Annotated in this window: 18 protein-coding genes; 8 read left to right on the top strand and 10 right to left on the bottom strand. The window is 66.4% G+C overall.

The features are described from left to right. The first annotated feature begins 23 nt into the window (after positions 1-23). Positions 24-1,241 carry a type II secretion system inner membrane protein GspF gene (gene gspF, locus WQQ_RS15190; RefSeq protein WP_007186105.1) on the top strand — a complete coding sequence of 406 codons (1,218 nt, stop codon included), beginning with the start codon at positions 24-26 and terminating at the stop codon, positions 1,239-1,241. A 45-nt stretch (positions 1,242-1,286) separates the two neighbouring features. Here gspF and plsX read toward each other — a convergent pair whose 3' ends face one another. From plsX to WQQ_RS15175, 3 genes are read right to left on the bottom strand one after another with little or no spacing between them, the layout of a single operon-like run. Next, positions 1,287-2,324 (bottom strand): phosphate acyltransferase PlsX, encoded by a 1,038-nt coding sequence (gene plsX, locus WQQ_RS15185; RefSeq protein ID WP_007186104.1) that lies wholly within the window; start codon positions 2,322-2,324, stop codon positions 1,287-1,289. 16 nt (positions 2,325-2,340) lie between these two features. Further along, on the bottom strand, positions 2,341-2,535 hold the full coding sequence (rpmF, locus tag WQQ_RS15180; RefSeq protein ID WP_007186103.1) for a 50S ribosomal protein L32: 195 nt from the start codon (positions 2,533-2,535) through the stop codon (positions 2,341-2,343). A 33-nt stretch (positions 2,536-2,568) separates the two neighbouring features. Further along, positions 2,569-3,081 carry a YceD family protein gene (locus WQQ_RS15175; protein WP_007186102.1) on the bottom strand — a complete coding sequence of 171 codons (513 nt, stop codon included), beginning with the start codon at positions 3,079-3,081 and terminating at the stop codon, positions 2,569-2,571. Positions 3,082-3,148: 67 nt separating this feature from the next. Here WQQ_RS15175 and WQQ_RS15170 point away from each other — a divergent pair, with 67 nt between their 5' ends. Next, positions 3,149-3,769 (top strand): Maf family protein, encoded by a 621-nt coding sequence (locus WQQ_RS15170; protein ID WP_007186101.1) that lies wholly within the window; start codon positions 3,149-3,151, stop codon positions 3,767-3,769. Here the strand turns inward: WQQ_RS15170 and WQQ_RS15165 are convergent. Then, on the bottom strand, positions 3,755-4,420 hold the full coding sequence (locus WQQ_RS15165) for an HAD family hydrolase (RefSeq protein WP_007186100.1): 666 nt from the start codon (positions 4,418-4,420) through the stop codon (positions 3,755-3,757). The two genes, WQQ_RS15170 and WQQ_RS15165, sit on opposite strands and share 15 nt — an antisense overlap. Beyond that, a complete protein-coding gene (locus WQQ_RS15160) occupies positions 4,417-5,370 on the bottom strand; it encodes an RluA family pseudouridine synthase (protein ID WP_007186099.1) in 954 nt (317 codons plus the stop codon). Before WQQ_RS15160 ends, WQQ_RS15165 begins: the two co-directional genes overlap by 4 nt. 340 nt (positions 5,371-5,710) lie before the next feature. On the opposite strand from WQQ_RS15160, the gene WQQ_RS15155 reads away from it, so the two are divergent. Then, entirely contained in the window at positions 5,711-8,950 is a 3,240-nt protein-coding gene (locus WQQ_RS15155) for an Rne/Rng family ribonuclease (protein WP_007186098.1), read from the top strand. Between the two features lie 88 nt (positions 8,951-9,038). On the opposite strand, the gene kdsB is transcribed toward WQQ_RS15155, so the two are convergent. From kdsB to msbA, 4 genes are read right to left on the bottom strand one after another with little or no spacing between them, the layout of a single operon-like run. Further along, complete coding sequence (kdsB, locus tag WQQ_RS15150) at positions 9,039-9,827, bottom strand: 3-deoxy-manno-octulosonate cytidylyltransferase (RefSeq protein ID WP_007186097.1); 789 nt, start codon at positions 9,825-9,827, stop codon at positions 9,039-9,041. Then, the gene (locus tag WQQ_RS15145) at positions 9,824-10,006 is read right to left on the bottom strand and encodes a Trm112 family protein (RefSeq protein WP_007186096.1); all 183 of its coding nucleotides are present in this window, start codon (positions 10,004-10,006) and stop codon (positions 9,824-9,826) included. The genes kdsB and WQQ_RS15145 overlap by 4 nt, the downstream gene beginning before the upstream one ends. A gap of 22 nt (positions 10,007-10,028) precedes the next feature. Then, complete coding sequence (lpxK, locus tag WQQ_RS15140; RefSeq protein ID WP_007186095.1) at positions 10,029-11,039, bottom strand: tetraacyldisaccharide 4'-kinase; 1,011 nt, start codon at positions 11,037-11,039, stop codon at positions 10,029-10,031. A gap of 13 nt (positions 11,040-11,052) precedes the next feature. Then, on the bottom strand, positions 11,053-12,861 hold the full coding sequence (gene msbA / locus WQQ_RS15135; protein WP_157534705.1) for a lipid A export permease/ATP-binding protein MsbA: 1,809 nt from the start codon (positions 12,859-12,861) through the stop codon (positions 11,053-11,055). Positions 12,862-12,954: 93 nt separating this feature from the next. On the opposite strand from msbA, the gene WQQ_RS15130 reads away from it, so the two are divergent. Continuing rightward, entirely contained in the window at positions 12,955-13,947 is a 993-nt protein-coding gene (locus tag WQQ_RS15130) for an aspartate carbamoyltransferase catalytic subunit (RefSeq protein ID WP_007186092.1), read from the top strand. Further along, positions 13,944-15,224, top strand: a complete 1,281-nt coding sequence (locus WQQ_RS15125; RefSeq protein ID WP_007186091.1) for a dihydroorotase — start codon at positions 13,944-13,946, stop codon at positions 15,222-15,224. Before WQQ_RS15130 ends, WQQ_RS15125 begins: the two co-directional genes overlap by 4 nt. A gap of 62 nt (positions 15,225-15,286) precedes the next feature. On the opposite strand, the gene WQQ_RS15120 is transcribed toward WQQ_RS15125, so the two are convergent. After that, on the bottom strand, positions 15,287-15,586 hold the full coding sequence (locus tag WQQ_RS15120) for a hypothetical protein (protein ID WP_157534704.1): 300 nt from the start codon (positions 15,584-15,586) through the stop codon (positions 15,287-15,289). Positions 15,587-15,828: 242 nt separating this feature from the next. On the opposite strand from WQQ_RS15120, the gene WQQ_RS15115 reads away from it, so the two are divergent. The 3 genes from WQQ_RS15115 (at position 15,829) to WQQ_RS15105 (ending at position 20,805) form a co-directional block, all read left to right on the top strand. Beyond that, the gene (locus WQQ_RS15115) at positions 15,829-17,496 is read left to right on the top strand and encodes a phosphoenolpyruvate carboxykinase (ATP) (RefSeq protein WP_007186089.1); all 1,668 of its coding nucleotides are present in this window, start codon (positions 15,829-15,831) and stop codon (positions 17,494-17,496) included. Between the two features lie 252 nt (positions 17,497-17,748). Next, positions 17,749-20,106: a TonB-dependent receptor gene (locus WQQ_RS15110; RefSeq protein ID WP_007186088.1), complete on the top strand. Its 2,358-nt coding sequence runs from the start codon at positions 17,749-17,751 to the stop codon at positions 20,104-20,106. An 81-nt stretch (positions 20,107-20,187) separates the two neighbouring features. Further along, on the top strand, positions 20,188-20,805 hold the full coding sequence (locus WQQ_RS15105; protein ID WP_007186087.1) for a fumarylacetoacetate hydrolase family protein: 618 nt from the start codon (positions 20,188-20,190) through the stop codon (positions 20,803-20,805). Positions 20,806-20,808: the final 3 nt, after the last annotated feature.

Here is a 20,808-nt window from a genome sequence, read left to right as displayed (position 1 = left end):
TCTCCCGTCTCCCGGTAGGTCAAGTGCCCGCCTACGAATACAGCGCACTCAACGCCAAAGGCCGCGAGGAAAAGGGACTCATCGAGGGCGACAGTCCGCGCCAGGCGCGGCAGATGCTGCGCGATCGCGGGCTGACGCCGATGTCGGTTGCGCAGGTCGCCGAAAACAGCATCGCGCAGTCCTCGCCGTTTCAGGCGCGGCGCGGCAGCATCAGCAGCACCGAGCTGTCGCTGTTCACGCGCCAGCTCGCGACGCTCGTGCGCTCGGGCCTGCCGCTCGACGAAGCGCTCGCCGCGGTGTCGCAGCAGAGCGAATCCAAGCGCGTGAAGCGCATCGCGCTCGGTGTGCGCAGCGGCGTGCTCGAAGGCAGCACGCTTGCCTTGTCGCTCAATCAGTTTCCGAAAGCGTTTCCGCCGCTGTTTCGCGCCACCGTCGAGGCCGGCGAGCAATCGGGCAAGCTCGATCACATCCTCGAGCGGCTCGCCGAATACGTCGAGCGCCGCCAGGTCATGCGCAACAAGGTCATGCTCGCGGCCGTGTATCCGGCGATCCTCACGCTCGTTGCGATCGGCGTGGTGGTACTGCTGCTGACTTACGTCGTTCCGCAGGTGGTCGGCGTCTATGCGGACATCAAGGCGGACCTGCCGGCGCTGACGACAGGCCTTATCGCGGTCAGCAATTTTTTGCGCAACTACGGCGTGTTCCTGCTCGCCCTGATCGTCGTCGGCGGCCTGGTGTTCAACCGCCTCATGAAGAACGACAACTTCAAGCGCAAGATGCATCGCCGCCAGCTCGGCCTGCCGCTGATCGGACGGCTCACGCGCGGGACCAACACCGGCCGCTTCACGCGCACGCTCGGGATTCTGTTCGGCAGCGGCGTGCCAATACTCGAGGCGATGCGCATCGGCACGCAGGTGGTCACCAATCTGCCGATGCGCGACGCCATCGAAGTCGCCGCCCGCAAGGTGCGCGAAGGCGCGAGCCTGTATCGCTCACTGTCGGAGAGCAAGCTGTTCCCGCCGATCACCGTGCACCTGATCGCGAGCGGCGAATCATCCGGCCGCCTCGACGAAATGCTCGATCGCGCAGCGGAGAACCAGGAGCGCGAAGTCGAAACCCTGGTCGCCGCGGTGATGGGTATCTTCGAGCCGGTGCTGATTCTCGCGATGGGCGCCATCGTGCTCGTGATCGTGCTCGCGATTCTGCTGCCGATCTTCGACTTGAACCAGCTCGTGAAGTGAGCTCGCAAGAGCGTTCGCCGCGTCTGGGCGAGCGTTCGAATTGCCTCAGCGGGCCGGCGAAAGCGGCTGATCGAGCCCCGCGCTGACGAGTAGCCTGGCGATGCGCGCCGGCACGTTCTTCTCGACCTCGCGCAGCGCCATTTCGATCGCATTGTCGAAGGCGAGCGCATCGGCTCCGCCGTGTGACTTGATGACGATGCCCTGCAGGCCGACGAAGCTCGCACCGTTGTAGCGGCGTGGATCGATGCGCCTGGACAGCGCCTTGAGCGCCGGCATCGAAGCCATCGCACCCGCACGCGTGATGACGTTGCGCTCGAACTCCTCGCGCATGAACTGGCGGATGAGCTTGGCGATGCCCTCGCCGGTCTTGAGCGCGACGTTGCCGACGAAACCGTCGCAGACCACGACATCGACGTCGGACAGGAATACGCCGTCTCCTTCAACGAAACCGACGTAGTTGAGCGCCGAAGCCTGCAGCCGCGTCGCCGCGGCCTTGATGGTGTCGTTGCCCTTGATCTCCTCGGCGCCGATGTTGAGCAGCGCGACGCGCGGCTTGTCGATGCCTCTCACCGCCGTCACCAGCGCCGAGCCCATGACCGCGAACTGCACGAGCTGTTCGGCGTTGCATTCGGCATTGGCGCCGAGATCGAGCATGTGCACCGGATGCAGCACCGCCGGCAGCGCGGAGACGATGGCGGGCCTGTCGATGCCCGGCAACGTCTTGAGCACGAAGCGCGCGGTGGCCATCAGCGCGCCGGTATTGCCGGCCGAGACCGCCGCATTGACTTGGCCGCTCTTGACCAGATCCACCGCCACGCGCATCGACGAATCTTTCTTGTGTCGCAGCGCGCGGGACGGCGGCTCGTCCATCGCCACGACCTGGCTCGCATGCTGGATGCTGAGCCGCTTGCCGACCTGCCAGGCCGTATCGAGCAGGCAAGCGCGCAGGCGAACCTGGTCGCCCACGAGCACGATATGCAGTTTTTTGTGGCGCTCCAGACACGACAAAGCGGCGGGCACGGTCACCGAAAGACCGTGATCGCCGCTCATCGCATCGACCGCCAGAACGATGGGCTGTGCCATCGGGCGGCGCCGAGGATTATTCCTCGGTGGTTTCCGGTGCCGCCTTCTCGATCACCTTGCGGCCACGGTAGTAGCCGTCGGCGGTGACGTGGTGACGCAGGTGCGTCTCACCCGAGGTCGGATCGACCGACAGGGCGGGCTTGGTCAGGGCGTCGTGCGAACGACGGTGACCACGATAGGAACGCGACTTTTTTGATTTTGCGACGGCCATGACTGACTTCCTTCAGGCGGACTCTCGAGTCCGTTATTTCTTCAACAATTGAGCGAAGGGATTCGGCTTTTTCTGCACCGTTTCCAATGCAGCTTCCGCGTCCTTCGCAGGCGCTTCCGCCTCATCGGCGGCCGCTGCCTCACATTCACTGCAACGCGGCATCATCGGCAGCGCCAGCAGCACCTCATTCTCGACGATCTCCACCAGCGGCAGCTTATCGTCCTCGACCAGAAACGGATCCGCTTCTTCCAGCACCCGCGCCTCTTCGGCTTCGCTCTGCACGAGCCGAAGCTCGACATCGACGTCCAAGGGCCACTCGAAGTCGTTCAGGCAGCGTTGGCAGGTCAACCACAGACCGCCTTCGACTCGCCCTCTCAACCAGCTGCCTTTGGCATCCCGCTCCAGCCCCAGTTCCGCGCTAAGCGTGGAACCGGGCTGCACGAGCTCGGAGCTCAGGCGCTCCAGCGAAGCCGGGTCGATTTCGCCGGCATATTGCGCTGACCGAGTCAGTCCAGCGCTGGCCTTGATGTACTGCGGAATCGGCATGGGGGCTTCACCAGGGCGGCGGATGATAGAGTTCCGACCTCACGAAGTCAAAGCTTTTCTCACCGTTATGGCCTCACCCTACACCCTCTCCAAAGCCAGCGTCGCGATCGGTGCCGACAGCCCGCTGGTGCTGGCTTCCACCTCCAGATACCGAGCCGAACTGCTGCGCCGGTTCGGCGTGCCGTTCGTGCAGGAAGCGCCCGAGGTCGACGAAGACGAACTGCCCGGCGAGGCACCCGAGGCCCGGGCCCGCCGGCTCGCCTCGCTGAAGGCCAGGGCCGTCGCCGAGCGGCATCCGCGCCAATGGGTGCTGGGCTCCGACCAGGTCGCCTACTGCGGCGGGCAGATTCTGCACAAGCCCGGATCGCCCGAGGCCAATATCGAACAGCTGCTCGCGCTGAGCGGCCGGGAAGCCGGTTTCGCGACCGCGATCGCGCTCGTTTCGGGCGCAACCGAACTCATCGCGGTCGACCTGACCGTCGTGCAGTTTCGCAAGCTCAGCCGTGACGAGGCCGAGCGCTACGTCGCCGCCGAGCCCGCGCACGACTGCGCCGGCGGCTTCAAGGTCGAGGGGCTCGGCATCAGCCTGTTCGAATCGGTCCGCAACGACGACCCGACGGCCCTCGTCGGCCTGCCGCTGATCACGCTCCGGCGCCTGCTCGCCGAAGCCGGCTCAGCGGTGCCCTAGCCAGAGCGGCAGCTGGGCGACGTACTCGATCACCGCCTCGGCCCCGGCGGCACGCAGGCGATCACCGTGGTGAACGCCGCATTCGACCCCGACCACGGCCATGCCGAGCGCGGCGGCCATCTGGGTGTCGTATTCGGTATCGCCGACCATCAGCGCACGCTCGGCCGGCACATCGAGTTCGGCCAACAGCTCGCGCAGCATGAGAGGATCCGGCTTGGAAGCGGTTTCGTCCGCCGTGCGGGAAGAGGCCATGAGCTGCCCGACACGCTCATGACGCTTGAACGAGCGAACCATTCCCTTCCTCGATTTTCCCGTCGCAACCGCGAGCAAGTACTGATGCTCGTTGAGCTTTTCGAGCGCCTCGAGCGCACCGGCGAACAGTGGCGCCTCGGGCGGCTGGTTGGCCAGATAACGATCGCGGTAGGAGATCAGCAGTTGCATGATCTCGTCCGCATCGAGCTCCGGATACAGCCGGGTCAGCACGTCGTTGAGTCCGAGCCCGATCAGGTCGCGAATCTCGTGATCGGTGCGCGATGGCAGCTGGAGCTCGTCGATGGCGCCCTGCATGGCGGTGACGATCTGGGCGGCCGAGTCGGCCAGGGTTCCGTCCCAGTCGAAGATGATGAGGTCGAAGCGGCGATCGGCACTCATCGGGCCGCCTGCGGCAGTCCGTTGAGGAAATCACGCAGTTCGTCGGGCATCGGGGCCGCAACGATCAGCTTGGCGAACTCGCCATCGGCCGGCAGCTCGAGGAAGTGGGAATGCAGGAACATGCGCTTGAGCCCGCGATCACGCAGCGGCTTGTGCACTTCGCGCTCGCCGTATTTGCGGTCGCCGGCCACCGGATGACCAAGCGCAAGCGAATGCACGCGAATCTGGTGCGTGCGCCCCGAGAAAATCTCGACCTCGCAGAGCGTCGCTTCCTTATAGCGCGCCTGCGGCGTGAAGCGGCTTTTGGACGGCTTTCCGTCTTCTTCGTCCAACTCCACGTAACTCTCGCCGCTCTCGAGCCGACTCTTTACGAGCGCGGCATCGACATCGCGAGCCTCACCCTTCCAGCGCCCGCACAGCAGGGCGAAGTAGCGCTTGTCGGACGTGCCGTGCATGAACGCCCTCTGGGCGCGCAGCAGGGCTGGACGCGTCTTGGCCAGCAGCAGCACGCCACTGGTGTCGCGGTCCAGGCGATGGGCGAGTTCGATGAACTCGTAGCTGTTCCAGGCGCGAATCGCCTCGATCACGCCGTAAGGCAAGCCGGTGCCGCCGTGCGAGGCATAGCCGGCCGGCTTGTTGATCACCAGATAATGAGCGTCCTCGTGGACGATCGACTCCTTGAGCCGCTTGAGCACCTCGTCGGGCGGGCGCACGGCTTCGCCTTTCTCGGCAACGCGAACCGGCGGAATCCGAATCTCGTCGCCCTCCTCCAGCTTGCGTTCGGGCTTGGCCCGACCGCCGTTGATGCGCACCTGGCCCGACCGCAGCAGGCGGTACACATGGGACTTGGGGACGCCAGGCAACTGCTTTAGCAGGAAATTGTCGATACGCTGGCCGGCGTCCTGCGCCTTGGCGCGTACGTGCCGGACCTGGGGTTTCTCAGCTGGCAAAATGTGACAACTCCGTGCATTCTAGTAACCGGAGTCTCTCGCCCCGGCAGCGGCCTTGCGCCTGCGCCAGGAGAGACCTGAGGGTCGGGCCGTAGCGCCGGCGTGTCGCAAGTCTACCAGCGCCACGACCCATCCGATCAGATCTCGTGACTCTCTGAAGCTCTACCGGGCTTGTATTACATGCCTGCGGCATGTGGCTGCAATGAAGCAGCCGATGACGCAGATTCCTTTTAGTCAACATCGCTCCCGCACAGGGACGGGCACAGAAAAGCGCTTCGAAATCTCATGCGCCAGAAAATTACCCGTACCGCGGTCGAGCGCACCCTCATAGACCGCATCAATGAAAAGAATCCTGATCAACGCCACGCAGCGCGAGGAATTGCGCGTGGCCATCGTCGACGGACAGAAGCTTTTTGACCTCGACATCGAGCTCGCCAGCCGCGAGCAGAAAAAATCCAATATCTACAAGGGCCGAATCACTCGGGTAGAACCCAGTCTCGAAGCCTGCTTCGTCGATTACGGCGCCGAGCGCCACGGCTTCCTGCCGCTCAAGGAAGTCTCCAAGAGCTATTTCAAGCAATCGTCGGGCAACATCCGCGATCTTCTGTCGGAAGGTCAGGAGATCATCGTCCAGGTCGAGAAGGAAGAACGCGGCAACAAGGGTGCGGCCCTGACCACGTTCATCAGCCTCGCCGGCCGCTATCTGGTGCTGATGCCGAACAACCCGAAGGCCGGCGGCGTGTCTCGGCGCGCCGAGGGCGAGGATCGCGAAGAGGCCAAGCAGGCCCTCGAGCAGTTGCAGATTCCGGACACCATGGGCGTCATCGTCCGCTCCAACGGCATCGGCCGCACCGCCGAAGAGCTGCAGTGGGACGCCAACTACCTGATCGAAATTTGGACCGCGATCGAGAAGGCTTCCACCGAACGCAGCGGATCTTTCCTGATCTACCAGGAAAACAACATCATCCTGCGCGCATTGCGCGACTATCTGCGCCCGGACATCGGCGAAGTCGTGATCGACAACGCCGAGATCTTCGAGCAGGCACGGCAGCACATGGAACATGTGATGCCGCAGAACCTGCCGCGACTGAAGCTCTATTCCGACGACGTTCCGCTGTTCTCGCGCTACCAGATCGAGAGCCAGATCGAGCTCGCTCACGAGCGCACCGTGCGCCTGCCCTCGGGCGGCAGCATCGTCATCGACATGGGCGAAGCGCTGACCGCCATCGACATCAACTCGGCCAAGGCCACCGGCGGCGGCAGCATCGAGGACACCGCGCTCAATACCAACCTGGAAGCCGCCGACGAAATCGCGCGCCAACTGCGCCTGCGCGACTTGGGGGGGCTGGTCGTGATCGATTTCATCGACATGAACAGCTCCAAGAACCAGAAAGATGTGGAGCGCCGCTTGGAGAAGGCCTGCGAGATCGACCGCGCCCGCATCCAGCTCGGCCGCATCTCGCGCTTCGGGCTCATGGAAATGTCTCGCCAGCGCCTGCGTCCGAGCCTCGGCGAACACACGCAGATCGCCTGCCCGCGCTGCGAAGGCCGCGGCCAGATCCGCAGCGTGGAGTCGCTGTCGCTATCGATCCTGCGCCTGATCGAGGAAGAGGCGATGAAGGACCGCACCGGTCGCGTGATCGCGCAGGTGCCGGTCGATGTCGGCACCTTCCTGCTCAATGAGAAACGCGCCGTGGTGCGCGAGATCGAGGCCCGCTGCCGCGTTTCGATTGCGCTGATCCCGAACGCGTCGCTGCATTCGCCGCACTTCGAGATCAAGCGCGTTCGCGCCGATCATCTGCAGCAGGAGAACAACGCGGCGTCGAGCCACCTGCTCGCGCAGAACTTCGACGCCAAGCCGCTCGAGGACACCGCGGGCGGCCGTGCTCCGGCTCGCGTCGCCGAGGCGGCAGTCAAGCAGATCGTGCCCTCGTCGCCGGCTCCGGCCGCTGCCACGCCCGCCCCGGCACCAGCAGCTCCCGCGCCGGTGGTGCTGCAGCCGAGCGCCGCAGGCGAAAGCCTCTGGACCAAGCTGCTGCGCCTGTTCGGCATCGGCGCGGCGCCGGTCGAAATTCCCAAGCCGGCGGAGCCGGTTCGCGGCCAACGCCAGCAGGGCGGTCGCCGCGATGATCGCCGCGGCGGTCAGCAGCGCAACGAAGGCCGTCGCGACGAGCGCCAGGGCCGCGACCAGAACCGTGACGGCGGTCGCGATTCGAACCGCGACCAGCAGCGCGATCAGAACCAGCGCCGCGACAACAACCCGAACCGCAACGCCGGCGGCAACGCCCAGCAGCAGAAGCCGCAACAGCAGCAGCCGCGCCGCGAGGACCGCGGCAACGATCGCAACAACAACCCGCGCCCGCAGCAGCCTCAGCAGCAGCGCCCGGCTCCGGTCGAAGAGGCCTTGGCCGCCGAAGTCGCCGTTGGCCAGAGCCCGGGACCGCGTCCGCAGCTGCCGCCCGGCGGCCAGCCGCGCCAGCCCGGTGACGAGGAGCGCAGCGGCCGTAGCCGCCGCGGTCGTCGTAACCGCAATCGTGGCGATCGCCGTCCGCAGGATGGTTCGGAGAGCGCCGAAGGCATGGATGGAGCCGAAGCAGCCGAGGTCACGCGCGATTCGCTGCCGGCCGATCTGGCAGCGGCACTGACGCGGGCCAGCGCCGCGACGACCGTCACGGTGACGATCGCCGACGCGGTGGAGCCGGTCGAAGCATCGCTGCCGGTTCCGGCCGAGCCGCCGGTCGGCGAACTCATTCGCGAAAGCCGGACCGACCTGCCCGCCTTCGAGCCGGAAAATACGTCGGGCCAGCAGGCCGGCGAGCCGCAGCCCAGCGCCGCCACCTCCCAGTCTTTTGCCCCGAACGCCGTGCGCTACGAAAACGTCGAGTCGCGCTTCCCGGTCACCGACTTCGAGCCGGCCGAACCGGTCGACGAGCAGCCCGCACCCGTGGAAGCCGCGGTCGCCTTCGAACCCGAAGCGCAAGCAGTCGTGAAAGTGGAAGCGGAAGCGGCACCGACTTCGGCAGCGGCCCCGGAGCCGATCCCCGAACCGGCGGCCGTCGAAACGGCGGTCGTCGCCGAGGAAAGCGGCCGTCCGCAGACACTCGAAGAGGCTGCTCCCGCGGCGGTCGAGGAGCAGGTGCCGGTCGCCGATCCGGTTGCCGTGATCGACGCCCTCGTCGAACCGATCGAAGCCGCGGAAACCGAAGTTCCGGCCGAACCTGTCCCGGCGTTGTCCGAGCAGGTGAAGCTGGTCGAGACGGTTCACGCCGCCGACCCGGTCGAGCCGCCGCCTGCCGAAACAATGGCCGAGCCTGCCGAAGCCGCGCCCGCGCCGGTTGCGGAAGAACCCGCGGTCTCGGAAACCGAAGTGACGATCGCCGAACCCGAAATCGCTCCGCAGAGCGAACCGGAATCCGAGCCGGAACCGCAACGGCAGCTGGAACCAGAAGCCGCGCAGCAGCCGATCACCGCTCCGGCCGAGCCGCAGCCGCCGAAGCCGGCCGCGCCGCGCTTCATCCAGGTGGAGACGCGCAGCAATCCGTTCGAAAGCGACCAGCCCGAAGACGAGCGGAAGTCGTAAGAAGTCCTAAGCGACTTTCTGCTTCACCTACGAAAACGGCGCCCTCGAGGCGCCGTTTTCGTTTGCGTCACAGCTTCAAGCAAAAGGATCAGCGACGAGCCAGCGCCGCCGTCACGAAGGCCAGGTCTTCCTCGGTGTCGACTCCGCGCGGCGGCGGATCGTTGGTGATGCCGAGCTTGATGCGCATGCCGTGCGCCAGTGCGCGCAGCTGTTCGAGCGCCTCGCAGTCCTCGAGCGGAGCCGGCGGCAACCCGCTGAATTCGGCGAGCCGGTTCGCACGATAGGCATAGAGACCGATATGGCGGAACGCGAGCCCTTCGGGCAGCACGGGTTTTTCGCGCGTCGCGCCATCGCGACGCCACGGAATCGGGGCGCGCGAAAAATACAGTGCGTAGCCGCGTCGATCGGTGACGACCTTGACCACGTTCGGATTGAGCCATTCGTCGACCGAATGCAGCGGATGCGCAAGCGTGGCGAGATCGGCGACCGGGTCTTCGGCGAGCAGGGTCGCGGCCTGGCGCAGCAGCGCCGGTGGCATCAGCGGCTCGTCGCCCTGCAGGTTCACGACGATGGTGCTGTCGTCCCAGCCTTCGGTGCGCGCAACCTCGTTGGCGCGGTCGGTGCCTGAATTGTGGCTCGCCGAGGTGAGCCGCACTTCGGCGCCAAAACCGCGCGCGGCGGCCGCGACGGTTTCGTCGTCGGTGGCGATGATGATCTGCTCGGCCCCGCTCACGCGCGCGGCCTCCCAGACATGCGCGATGACCGGCTTGCCGTGCACGTCGCGCAGTACCTTGCCGGGCAGACGCGTCGAACCCAGGCGCGCCGGAATCACCACCTTGAACTTCACGGCGCTTTTCTTCGGATCGGCGGCGCTCATGCTTCGATTTCCTCGTCCGCGAGCGCGCGGGCTTCTTCCTCGAGCATCACCGGAATGCCGTCGCGCACCGGATACGCGAGGCGCGAAGCCTTGCACCAGAGTTCCTGCTGCTCCGGGTGCCACTGCAGCGGCGCCTTGGAAACCGGGCAGACGAGTATGTCGAGCAGACGCCTATCCATTACTGATCCATCTCTAGTTTGTTCACCTTGTCTGGCAAGGCGCAGCCTGGGCCGCGCTTCGCAGGGCCATGCAGGATACTCTCACGCGCACCTCGTCCGCAGCCGACAATTGCGCCGATACCGGCAGGGCCCAGGCGCGTTCATCGGCGAACGCCCGGCATTTGACCGCATCCTTCTCGGTCATGAGCACCGGCAGCGCGTCGCCGAACCGCAAGTCCTGTGCGAAAAAACGATGGTGATCGGCGAAGGCATGTTCGATGAGTTGCAAGCCCGCCGCACGCAGGCTCGCGAAGAAGCGCTGCGGATGTCCGATGCCGGCGACCGCATGCACGGTTTCACCGTGCCAGCTCGCCAGCGGGCGCTCCGCGGCGCCGACGAGCGAGCGTGTCTGCAAGGCCTGCAGCTGAAAGCGCAGAGCATCGGGCCGCTCATCGAAACCCGCACCGTTGACGACGACGAAATCGACTTCATCGAGTCGCGCGGGCGGTTCGCGCAAAGGCCCGGCCGGAATCAAGGCGCGATTGCCGAGCCCGCGCGCGCCGTCGATCACGCAAAACTCGAGCTGCCGCGGCAAGCGGTAGTGCTGCAGACCATCGTCGGCGATCAGCACGTCGACCTCGCCGCTGTCGATCAGCAAGCGCGCCGCGGCCAGCCGATCGGGCGCGACGACCACCGGCGCGCCCGTGCGCAGCGCGATCAGCAAAGGCTCGTCACCGCAGTGCGCGGGATCGCTGTCCGCGCGCACGCGCAGCGGATAGTGCGGCGCCTTGCCGCCGTAGCCGCGAGAAATCACGCCGGGCGAAAAACCCCATTCGCGCAGGCGTTCGACGAGCCAGATCGAGAACGGGGTCTTGCCAGTGCCGCCGACGCTGATGTTGCCGACGACGATCACGGGCAAGGGCAGCGTCTTCTGCTGCGCGACCAGACGCTCGCGCCGGCGATTCGCGATGAACCCATACAGCGCGGCGAGCGGACGCAGCCCGAGCGGCGCCTGCGCTCGCTCGTACCAAAGCCGCTGCAGGAACTCGCTCAATGGAAGGGCCGCGTCAGCCGGCCGTGGTGGCCGGCTCCTGGAACTGCATGCGATGCAAGGCCGCGTAAATGCCTTCGCGATCGAGCAGCTCCTGATGCGCGCCCTGCTCCACCGCACGGCCTTCCTGCATGACGATGATGCGATCGGCGTTCTGCACGGTCGACAGGCGATGCGCGATCACGAGCGTGGTGCGGCCGACGACGAGCCGCTCGAGCGCGGCCTGGATCAGCCGCTCGGATTCGGTGTCGAGCGCGGACGTCGCCTCGTCGAGAATCAGGATCGGCGCGTTCTTGAGCAGCGCGCGTGCGATCGCCAGGCGCTGGCGCTGTCCGCCCGACAGATTCACGCCGTTCTGGCCAAGCATCGTGTTGAGCCCTTCGGGCAGTTTCTCGATGAACTCCCAGGCGTTCGCGGCCTTGGCCGCCTCGATTATCTGCGCCTGGTCGGGCAGCTTTTCGAGCCCGTAGGCGATGTTCTCGGCGATCGTCGCGTTGAACAAACGCACCTGCTGATCGACGAGCGCGATCTGCGAGCGCAGGTCGTGCAGCGAGTATTCGCGCAAGTCGTGTCCATCGAGCAGCACTTCGCCGCTGTCGACATCGTAGAAGCGCGGAATCAGCGACAGCAGCGTCGATTTGCCCGAGCCCGAGCGACCGACGAAGGCCACGGTCTGGCCGGGCTCGATCATCACCGAAACGCCGCGCAGCGCCTCGGGCATCTCTTCGGAATAGCGGAAGTGCACGTCGCGGAATTCGATCGCACCCTTGGCACGTTCGAGCGGGCGCGTGCCGCCGGGGGTTTCGGCCGGCTCGGACATGATGCGGAACACGTCGCCCGCCGCCGAGATGCCGCGCTGCACTTTCTCGTTGACGTTGCCGAGGCTGCGCATCGGATTCATCACCGCGAGCATCGCGCCGACGAACGAGACGAAGGTTCCGGGCGTGATTTCGGCGAGCCGCTCGGGCTGCGTGGCGAAGAAGACGATGCCCGCGACCGCCCAGGCGGCGATGAACTGGATCGTCGCCTCGCTGCCTCCACGCGTGGCGACCATCTTCATCGCGAGCGAACGCGCGCGCGCGTTGACGACGTCGAACTGCCGGCGCTCGTGCGCCTGCGCGTTGTGGATCTTGACGATGCGCTGGCCGCTCACGGATTCGTCCGCGGCCTGCGCGACCTGGCCCATGTTTTCCTGGATGCGCTTCGAGACCTTGCGGAAACGCTTGCTCACGTAGCCGACGATGCTCGCGATGATCGGCGCGACGATCATGCAGAAGGCGGCGAGCTGCCAGTTGAGCCAGAACATCCAGCCGATCAGGCCGATCACGGTGAGGCCGTCCTTGATCACCGAGGTCAGCGCATTGCTCGCGGCTTCGGCGACCTGCTCGACGTGATAGGTCAGCCGCGCCACGAGCTGCGCCGAACTCATGCGGTCGTAGAAACGCACGGGCATCTTGAGCAGATGCTCGAACAGCTCGCCGCGCAGCTGCATCACCACGCTGCGCGCGATCCACGACATGCCGTAGCCCGAGGTGAAGCCGGCCACGCCGCGCAGCACGAACAGGCCGACGATGGCCCACGGCAGCCAGCTGATCGTCTGTGGGTCCGGCGAAACGAAGGTCTTGTCGAGCAGCGGGCGCATGAGGCTCATGAACGCCACTTCGGTGCCCGCGCTCGCGGCCATGCCGATCGCCGCGACGATGAAGATCTTCCAGTGGCCGATGGTATAGCCGAGCAGGCGGCGGTAGATCGCCAATGGCTGGAAATCGGCGTTGCCGGAGCTCGTCTGGGACGACGAGGCGAAAGAAGGGTGGGCGTCGGACATTTCCGCCTATGGTAGCGAAGCCGTGACGAACACATTTCACGGCACGCGCAATAGGGCGAGACGGCGCCGCCGCTGGTAGACTCGCGCCCCAGCATGAAGACCCCCAACCTGCAACTCGACAGCCGCGGCCGGCTCCGGCATTTGCTGACGATGGAAGGCTTGTCGCGGGAGCTGATCCTGTCGCTGCTCGACCGCGCCGCCGAACTCGCCGAGGCCACCTCGGGCCCCGAGAAGAAGCTGCCGCTGCTGACCGGACGCACCGTCGTCAACCTGTTCTTCGAAGCCTCCACGCGCACCCGCACCACGTTCGAAGTGGCCGCCAAGCGGCTCTCGGCCGACGTCATCAACCTGCAGATCGCGGCGAGCTCGACCTCCAAGGGCGAGACCCTGCTCGATACGCTCAAGACCATGGAATCGATGCAGGCCGACATGTTCGTGGTCCGCCACGAGTCCAGCGGCGCAGCGCATTTCTTCGCCGAGCACGCGGCGCCCGGCGTGGCGATCCTCAACGCCGGCGACGGCCGCCATGCACATCCGACGCAGGGCCTGCTCGACATGTTCACGATCCGCGCGCACAAGGCGCCCGGCAGGCCGGACTTTTCGGGACTGTCGGTGGCGATCGTCGGCGACGTGCTGCATTCGCGCGTCGCGCGCTCGGACATCCACGGCCTGCGCACGCTCGGCTGCACCGACATTCGCGTGATCGCCCCGCCGCCGCTGGTTCCGGTCGGCATCGAGGCGATGGGCGTGCGCGTGTTCCACGAACTCGAACGCGGCCTCGAAGGCGTCGACGTGGTGATCCTGCTGCGCCTGCAGAAGGAACGCATGCTCGGCGCCTTCCTGCCCTCGCTGTCCGAATTCCACGCCGATTTCGGCCTGACGCGCGAGCGCCTCGCCCGGCTCAAGCCGGACGCCGTGATCATGCATCCGGGGCCGATCAACCGCGGCGTCGAGCTCGAAGGCGACCTCGCCTACGACGAGCGCTCGCTGATCCTCAACCAGGTCACCTACGGCATCGCGGTGCGCATGGCGGTGATGGCGGAAATCCTCGGCGAGACCGCCGGTGCGACCGGAGCCGGCGCATGACCTCCCTGCTGATCACCGACGTCCGCGTGCTCGACCCGGTCGCCGGCACCGATGCGATCGCCAGCGTCGGTATTCGCGACGGCCGCATCGACCATCACGACGCTTCGCTGCCGAGCACGCGCTACGACGAAACGATTTCCGGCCATGGCCTGTGGCTGATGCCGTCCGCTGTCGACCTCGCCGCGCGCTTCCGCGAGCCCGGCGCGACGCACAAGGCCAGCCTCGCGAGCGAAACCCGCGCCGCGCAGGCCGGCGGCATCGGCTGCGTGGTCCTGCCGCCGGACACCTCGCCGGTCGTCGACACCCCGGCCATGGTCGACCGCATCCGCGGCATCGCGGCCCGAAGCGGCGGGCTCGACATCGAAATCCTCGGGGCGCTCACGCAGGGCCTGAAGGGCGAAGCACTCGCCAGCATGAGCGCGCTCAAGCGCGCCGGCTGCGTCGGTTACAGCCAGGCTTTCGCCCCGCTGCGCGATGCCCTGGTCGTCCGCCGGGCTCTCGAATATGCGCACGGGCTCGGCCAGGTCATCCACGTGTTCGCGCAGGACGCCGCGCTGTCCAATGGCGGCTGCGCGCACGAAGGTCCGGTCGGCACGCGCCTGGGCCTGCCGCCGATTCCGGTCGCCGCCGAAGTGGCCGCCCTGCGGCTGTGGATTTCGCTCGTCGAAGACACCGGCGCGCGCGTGCACTTCTGCCGGCTGTCGACGGCCAGCGGGGCGATGCTCGTCGAGTCCGCGCAATCGCGCGGCCTGCCGATCACCGCCGACGTCGCGGCCCACCAGCTATTCCTGACCGACGCGGATGTCGAGGGCTTCGACGCGATGACACATGTCATCCCGCCGTTACGCGCGACCCACGATCGTGACGCATTGCGCGATGCGCTCCAGCGCGGCGTGATCGGCTCGATCTGCTCGGACCATCAGCCGCACGAGGCCGACGCCAAGGTCGATCCGTTCCCGATGACCGAGCCGGGCATTTCGGCGCTCGAAACCCTGCTGCCGCTGAGCCTTCGTCTGGTCCACGACGGCATCCTGAGCCCGCTCGAAGTGGCGACCCGCCTGAGCCTGGGACCGTCGCAGGTGCTCGGCCGCCCGGCTGCGGCGCTCAAGTCGAAGGCGGTGGCGAATCTGGTGCTCGTCGATCCCGATGCGCAGTGGACGCTCGAGCCGCGCGAATTCGTCAGCCGCGGACGCAACACGCCGTTCGCGGGCTACGGGTTCAAGGGTCGCGTGAACCTCACGCTGCACGCCGGACAGGTCGTCTACCGCCGCGCCTGAGACCGTGACGGGTCGCGCGGCGTGGCCGCCGACCCAGACTTGGAAAGCACTTGGCTCCCGGCTTACTTTTTCTTTTGCGCCCGGGGCTTGCTGTCGGCAGCCGGCTCGTCGGCCGGCTTGTTGAGCGTGATGTACGGCGAGGACACCGTCGCGGGCAGTGGCCTGGCGGTGATCGGGCGCACCTGGCCTTCCTGGGCGCGGGAATAGTTTTCCTGCCGGAAGCTGCCCGTGGCGGTATCACCGTAGTGACCCTGGTCGATGTCGCCGAAAGCCCCGGCCGTGCGATCGCCGAACTGGCCGGCCTGACGGTTTCCGTACGCGGCTGGCGGAATCGCGGCCGAGGTCTGGGCCAATGCTTGCATGCTCAAAACGGCTCCGAGCACGCCGAGGCCAAGCTTAGATGCCGGGAAAGTCATGTTGCCGCCCGTCCAGATCGGCTTACGCCGTCGTCAAAATGAGCGCCCAGTATAGGTCGCCGGCATGCGCGAATGCCGTACTCGCAATGCGCAATTTGCATGGATATTTTCACTAGAGGTTCATGCGCCCGCGGATGAATTTAGCCATAATCCATCTGTTTTCCATATGCCAGCCAGGGGTATCACGAATGACGTTTCAGGCGAGCTTCCAAGCCGATCTCGAGAAACTGTTCGGTCTGAAGACCGTCAGCTACAAGTACAACCTCGGCAAGACCGAGCTGTTCCATGAAGCCATCGCCAACGACCGCGGTCGCACCCAGCGCGATGGCGGCAACAACGACCAGAAGGCGTTCCCGACCATCCTCGGCGACCAAGGCCCGCTGGTTTATTACACCGACCCCGATTGCACCGGCCGCCGCACGCGCGACACCTACGCGGTGAAATGGCCCGAAGTGGCCGACGAGATCTGGTTCAAGGCCGACCTGAATCCCTACGAGCCCGAGAAGTACGAAGGCCTTCTGGCGCGCGTGATCGCGCACCTCAACGAGAAGAAGGCCACGCTGTACGTCAAGGATCTCTTCATGGGCTCCGACCCCGATTTCGCGGTGCCCTACCGCTTCGTCGGCGAATACGCGACCCACGCGATGTTCTGCCACAACATGTTCCCGAAGGACCTGCAGGGCGTGAAGGACGTCGACACGCGCCGCTGGACCATGCTCAACGTGCCGAGCTTCGTCTGCGAGCCCGAGATCGACGGCAGCCGCGCCGAGGCCGCCTGCATCATCGACGTGCGCAACAAGATCTGCCTCGTCGCGGGCCGCGCCGACTACTGCGGCGTCAACAAGAAGACCATCTTCACGGTCGGCAACTACCTGCTGCCCAAGGAAGGCCGCCTGTCGATGCACTGCTCGGCCAACGTCGGCAAGAACAACGACGCCGCGATCCTGTTCGGCCTGTCGGGCACCGGCAAGACCACGCTGTCGGCCGACGCCGCGCGCAAGCTGATCGGCGACGACGAGATCATCTGGTCCGACAACGGTCTCTGCAATCTCGAGGACGGCTGCTACGCCAAGCTGATCGACCTCGACAAGGAGGCCGAGCCGGTCATCGCCCAGGCCCTTTCCAAGCCCGGCACGATCATCGAAAACGTGCCGCCGCTGCCCGGCAAGAAGATGCAAGAGTGCCACCCCGACGAGCTCGACCTGTTCGACGGCTCGATCGCCGAGAACACGCGCTTCAGCTACCCGCTCGACGCCAACCCGAACGTCATGCCGAACGGCCAGGGCCCGGCGCCGAAGACCATCGTGCTGCTGACCGCCGATGCCTTCGGCGTGCTGCCGCCGGTGTCGATCCTCGAACCCAAGGACGTGATGTACCACTTCGTCTCGGGCTTCACGGCGCGCGTCGCCGGCACTGAAGTCGGCGTCAAGGAACCGCAGCCGACGTTCTCGGCCTGCTTCGGCGGCCCGTTCATGGCCCAGCGCCCGAACGTCTATGCCGAGCTGCTCGCCAAGAAGATGGAAACGGCCAACGCACGTTGCATCCTGCTCAACACGGGCTGGAGTGGTGGCGGCGCCACCACCGGCGGCGCGCGCATGAAGCTCAAGGTCACGCGCGCCCTGCTCAACGCGGCGCTCAACGGTGAGCTCGACAACGTCGAAACCGAAGTGCAGCCCATCCTCAAGCTCAAGATGCCCAAGAGCTGCCCGGGCGTGGACAGCGCCATCCTGAATCCGCGCAACACCTGGGCGAACAAGGACGAGTACGACGCCACCGCGACCAAGCTGCGCGACATGTTCCGCGACAACTTCAAGAAGAAAGGCTTCGCGAGCTTCGGCATCGAGGAGCGCATCTAGGCCGATCAAGCTGCGCAACCCTCGATCGCGCGACAACTTCAAGAAGAAGGGCTTCGCGAGCTTCGGCATCGGGGAACGCAGCTAAGGCTTCAAGCGGCATCCGCTGTTCCGAACCCCCGCTCCGGCGGGGGTTCGTTGCTTTAGGCGCATCGGGCGGCGGCGCCCTGGTGTATTTGCCCCAATGAACCGTGCGTCACCCTCAACTCAAATGAGATTCCTTATCATTTGATCTCAATCGGGGGGATTTCTCGAATGCGTGACTTCGAACGGCGCGGCAAGGCGCTGGGTGGACGTGGCTGGGCTGCGGGCTGGGCGGTTCTGGCGATGGCGCCGGCTTCGATTTCGATGGCGCTCGCCCAGGGCGACGAAGCGGCCAGCTACGATGCGATCGCGGTCGGCGACCAAGCCCCTGCCCCGCTGCCGCGGCGGGCCGACGATCTTGCCGAGCTCGAAGAAGTGGTCGTGCTCGGCGAAAAGCTCGGCCGCACGCTCGCCAAGACCACCAGTTCGGTCGCGATCACCAACAACCGGGCGGCGACCGACTATGGCATCGACAGCGTCTCCGAGGTCATCGCGCGCACCGCCAACGCGAGCATCACCAACGAGGGCGATTTCAGCCTGCGCGGGGTCAGCGCGGGCGGTGCCGAGGGCTTCGGCGCGGGCCAGCCGGTCATCAGCACGTATCTCGACGGCGTCGCCGTCGACCAGGTCGGCCAGTCCGGCAACCTGCTCGACCTGTTCGACGTCGAGCAGGTGGAAGTGCTGCGCGGGGCGCAGTCGACGAGCCAGGGGCGCAATGCGCTGGCCGGTGCGGTCGTGGTCAACACGCGTGAGCCGACGCAGGACTGGAACCTCGTCACGCGCATGCGCCTGGCCGAGCTCAACGAGCGCCAGTACGCGGCTGCCGGCGGCGGGCCGATCGGCGGCGGGCTCGCGTTCCGGCTCGCGGCCGACTATCACGCCGACGACGGCTTCGTGCGCAACGTTACGCTCGACGATCCGGACTGGAACCGGACCGAAGACCTGCTGCTGCGCGGCAAGCTGGCCTGGCGCCCGAGCTTCGCCGAGGGCTTCGATGCGCTGCTGACCGCCGGCAAGTCGGATCGCGACGGCCTGACCCAGCCGGTCAACCGGATTCCGGACGATGCCGACGGCAACTCGCGCACGGTGGCCGACAACGTGCCGCGCGACGCCGGCCAGACCTCGGTTCCGATCTCGTTGCGGCTGCGCCAGCTGCTCGGCGAGCACGTCGAGCTGAGCTCGACCACCGGACTGATCCGCTCCAGGAACCACGAGTTCGCCGATTACGACACCTCGACGGCCGACAACGGCAGCTACCAGTTCGACCAGAACGGCCGCACGCTGACCCAGGAGCTGCGCCTCAACGTGCGCGACTGGAACGGCCTGACCGGCCTGGTCGGACTCTACGCGGGGCGCTTCCGCTACGACTCGTCGAACCAGGGCCGCGACCTCTACGTGCAGCTCGGCGAAGTGCTGCCGGTGCCCGCGGTCGGCGATCTGATCGCCGCGCGCGTCGACTTCGACCTCGATTCGAAGAACGACGCCGACAACGTCGCCGTGTTCACCGAATTCGATTACCAGTTCACCGAACGCCTGACCTTGATCGGCGGCCTGCGCTACGACCGCGAGCACGCCGAGATCTACAGCAACTACCAGATCACGCGCGCCGACGGCTTCGTGGTCGCGCCTGAGCAGGCGGCCCCGCTCGACGCCCTGCTCGCGCAGATCACCGTGCCGGCGCTGTTCGCGTTCCAGACCGGCGGCCTGACGCCCGGCACCGGCAGCGGTCGCCAGATCAAGGCGAGCTACGACGCCCTGCTGCCCAAGATCGGCCTGCGCTATGCGCTGACGCCTGAGGTGAACCTGTTCCTGACCTACGTCGAGGCCTATCGCGCGGGCGGCGGCGATGTCGACACGCAGAACGGCGACATCGTGCAATACGACCCGGAATACACGCATACCGTCGAAACCGGCCTGCGCACGGCCTGGTTCGATCGCCGCCTGCAGACGCGCGGCAATGTCTACTACACGAAATGGACCGACCAGCAGGTGCAGGTTCCCAACGCCGACGGCAGCGCCCTGCTCACGCAGAACGCGGCCGATTCCACGCTCTACGGCGTCGAACTCGAGAATTCCCTGCGCCTCGGCGCGGCGAGCAGCGTCTACCTCAACGCCGGCTACGCACACGCACGCTTCGACCGGTACGAGACCGGCAGCAATGATTACTCGGGCAACCGCTTCGCCAAGGCGCCCGAATGGACCGGCAGCGCGGGCGGCGTCGCGCGCTTCGTCGACGGCTGGCTGCGCGGCTGGTTCGGCTCGATCGCCTACACCTACACCGGCACCAGCTACACCACGCCGGCCAATACCACGCGCGAACGCGGCGATGCGCACGGCCTGCTCGATCTGCGCCTGGGCTATGAAACCTCGCGCGTTTCCATCGTCGCCTTCGGCCGCAACCTGCTCGACGACGACTACGCCACCTACCGCGCCAGCTACGTCGGCGGCTTCGGCATCGAGGCCGGCCGCGCCATCGCCTTCGGCTCGCCGCGCGTGTTCGGCGTGCAGGTGGACATGAGCTTCGAATGAGCGCGATTTGCGGACGCCGCGACGGAACGCGGCGTTCATCTGCGGCGCTCTATACTCGCGGCCGATCTCCCGGAAGCGCTCATGAACGTCAATCGCATCTTCTGTATCGGCCGCAACTACGCCAAGCACGTTGCCGAGCTCGGCAACGCCGCCGATGGCGAATGCGTGATCTTCATGAAGCCGGCGTCCTGCGTCGTCGAGGCCGGCGAACCCGTGGTGCTGCCCAAGCACATCGGCACCATCCATCACGAAGCCGAGCTCGTGGTGCTGCTGACCGGTGGCGGCCGCGACATTGCGGTCGAAGACGCGATGGGCTGCGTCGCCGGCATCACGCTCGGGCTCGACCTGACCGCGCGCGACCTGCAGAACACGCTCAAGAACAAGGGCGCTCCGTGGGAGCTCGCCAAGGCCTTCGACGGCGCCGCTCCGCTCGGCGATTTCAAGCCGTATCTCGAACAGGACCTGCAGGCGCTCGAATTCACCCTGCACGTCAACGGCGAGCTGCGCCAGCATGGCCGCACGCGCGAGATGCTCTACACGGTGGCGCGGCAGATTCACATTCTGTCGCAGACCTGGTCGCTGGAGCCCGGCGACGTGATCTATACCGGCACGCCCGAAGGCGTGGCCCCGCTGAAGCCCGGCGATCGCGCGGTACTCGAGGGCCGCGGCCTGGGCCGCCACGAATGGACGTTTGCCTGAGCG

This window comes from Hydrocarboniphaga effusa AP103 (assembly GCF_000271305.1).
GTDB classification, from domain to species: Bacteria; Pseudomonadota; Gammaproteobacteria; order Nevskiales; family Nevskiaceae; genus Hydrocarboniphaga; species Hydrocarboniphaga effusa.
The sequence above is the reverse complement of the archived record's forward strand: the minus strand, read 5'-3'. Positions and strand labels throughout refer to the sequence as shown.

Coding starts and splice junctions, on each gene's coding strand:
- plsX (WP_007186104.1), bottom strand. CDS start 2,324: ATGGCACAGCCCATCGTTCTGGCGGTCGATGCGATGAGCGGCGATCAC.
- rpmF (WP_007186103.1), bottom strand. CDS start 2,535: ATGGCCGTCGCAAAATCAAAAAAGTCGCGTTCCTATCGTGGTCACCGT.
- WQQ_RS15175 (WP_007186102.1), bottom strand. CDS start 3,081: ATGCCGATTCCGCAGTACATCAAGGCCAGCGCTGGACTGACTCGGTCA.
- WQQ_RS15170 (WP_007186101.1), top strand. CDS start 3,149: ATGGCCTCACCCTACACCCTCTCCAAAGCCAGCGTCGCGATCGGTGCC.
- WQQ_RS15165 (WP_007186100.1), bottom strand. CDS start 4,420: ATGAGTGCCGATCGCCGCTTCGACCTCATCATCTTCGACTGGGACGGA.
- WQQ_RS15155 (WP_007186098.1), top strand. CDS start 5,711: ATGAAAAGAATCCTGATCAACGCCACGCAGCGCGAGGAATTGCGCGTG.
- kdsB (WP_007186097.1), bottom strand. CDS start 9,827: ATGAGCGCCGCCGATCCGAAGAAAAGCGCCGTGAAGTTCAAGGTGGTG.
- WQQ_RS15145 (WP_007186096.1), bottom strand. CDS start 10,006: ATGGATAGGCGTCTGCTCGACATACTCGTCTGCCCGGTTTCCAAGGCG.
- msbA (WP_157534705.1), bottom strand. CDS start 12,861: ATGTCCGACGCCCACCCTTCTTTCGCCTCGTCGTCCCAGACGAGCTCC.
- WQQ_RS15130 (WP_007186092.1), top strand. CDS start 12,955: ATGAAGACCCCCAACCTGCAACTCGACAGCCGCGGCCGGCTCCGGCAT.
- WQQ_RS15125 (WP_007186091.1), top strand. CDS start 13,944: ATGACCTCCCTGCTGATCACCGACGTCCGCGTGCTCGACCCGGTCGCC.
- WQQ_RS15120 (WP_157534704.1), bottom strand. CDS start 15,586: ATGCAAGCATTGGCCCAGACCTCGGCCGCGATTCCGCCAGCCGCGTAC.
- WQQ_RS15115 (WP_007186089.1), top strand. CDS start 15,829: ATGACGTTTCAGGCGAGCTTCCAAGCCGATCTCGAGAAACTGTTCGGT.
- WQQ_RS15110 (WP_007186088.1), top strand. CDS start 17,749: ATGCGTGACTTCGAACGGCGCGGCAAGGCGCTGGGTGGACGTGGCTGG.
- WQQ_RS15105 (WP_007186087.1), top strand. CDS start 20,188: ATGAACGTCAATCGCATCTTCTGTATCGGCCGCAACTACGCCAAGCAC.